Below are 1,099 nucleotides of genomic sequence, written 5' to 3'. Positions count from 1 at the left end.
GCTACCGTCCCGGCGAGCAGGGGCAACCAACAAGGAGGCAATGCCATGCATACGGTCAGAACGAAGGACGGCGTCGACATATTTTATAAAGACTGGGGCAGTGGCCAGCCCATTGTTTTCTCCCACGGATGGCCGCTGAGCGCGGACGACTGGGACGCGCAGATGATGTTCTTCCTGAACCACGGATTCCGGGTGATCGCCCATGACCGGCGTGGCCACGGCAGGTCGACCCAGACCGCCAGCGGTCACGACATGAATCACTATGCCGACGATCTGGCAACGGTGACGTCCCATCTAGACCTGAGGAATGCCATCCATGTCGGCCACTCCACCGGCGGTGGCGAAGTCGTCCGCTATCTGGCTCGACACGGGGAAAGTCGCGTTGCGAAAGCCGTGCTGATCGCCGCGGTGCCGCCATTGATGGTCAAGACTGACGCCAATCCAGGTGGATTGCCGAAGGACGTCTTCGACGGCTTCCAGGCGCAGGTCGCAAACAACCGGGCACAGTTCTACCGTGACATTCCAGCCGGTCCCTTCTACGGTTTCAATCGACCGGGCGTCAAGGCGGACGAAGGCGTCATCGCGAACTGGTGGCGGCAGGGCATGCAGGGCGGCGCCAAGGCGCACTACGACGGCATCGTCGCCTTTTCACAGACCGATTTCACGGAGGACCTGAAGAAGATCACTGTGCCGACGCTGGTAATGCATGGCGACGACGACCAGATTGTGCCCTATGCCGACTCCGCACCCCTTTCGGCAAAGTTGTTGCGCAATGGCATCCTGAGGACATACAAGGGATTCCCCCATGGCATGCCTACCACGCATGCCGAGACGATCAACGCGGACCTGTTGGCTTTCGTTCGCTCCTGATTATTCCCCCCGCTCGCGCAGACGTGCTGCCGATACGGATCCTCCACAGCGTCTAAGCAGGCGAACCCGGAGTGCCATCATGCTCAACCTCAGTCCGCTCGGAATACTCCACACCTCGATTGCCCTGGTGGCAGTGGCGTGTGGTCTGGTGGCGTTGTTTAAGCACGGCGAAATCGAGATGAGGACGCGATCCGGCCGGCTCTATATATGGCTGACGGCAGCGACGGCA

General features: G+C 60.6%; 1 protein-coding gene. It reads left to right on the top strand.

Annotation, left to right across the window (positions count from 1 at the left end):
- Positions 1 to 45 precede the first annotated feature (45 nt).
- A complete protein-coding gene (locus tag G3N64_RS39200; RefSeq protein WP_205788907.1) occupies positions 46 to 870 on the top strand; it encodes an alpha/beta hydrolase in 825 nt (274 codons plus the stop codon).
- Positions 871 to 1,099: the final 229 nt, after the last annotated feature.

This window comes from Burkholderia sp. Ac-20344, assembly GCF_017104975.1.
Classification (GTDB): domain Bacteria; phylum Pseudomonadota; class Gammaproteobacteria; order Burkholderiales; family Burkholderiaceae; genus Burkholderia.
This window is presented reverse-complemented; position numbering and strand designations above follow the sequence as displayed.

Bases quoted from the DNA above. Each gene is read 5' to 3' on its own strand.
- G3N64_RS39200 (WP_205788907.1), top strand. From the start codon at position 46: ATGCATACGGTCAGAACGAAGGACGGCGTCGACATATTTTATAAAGAC.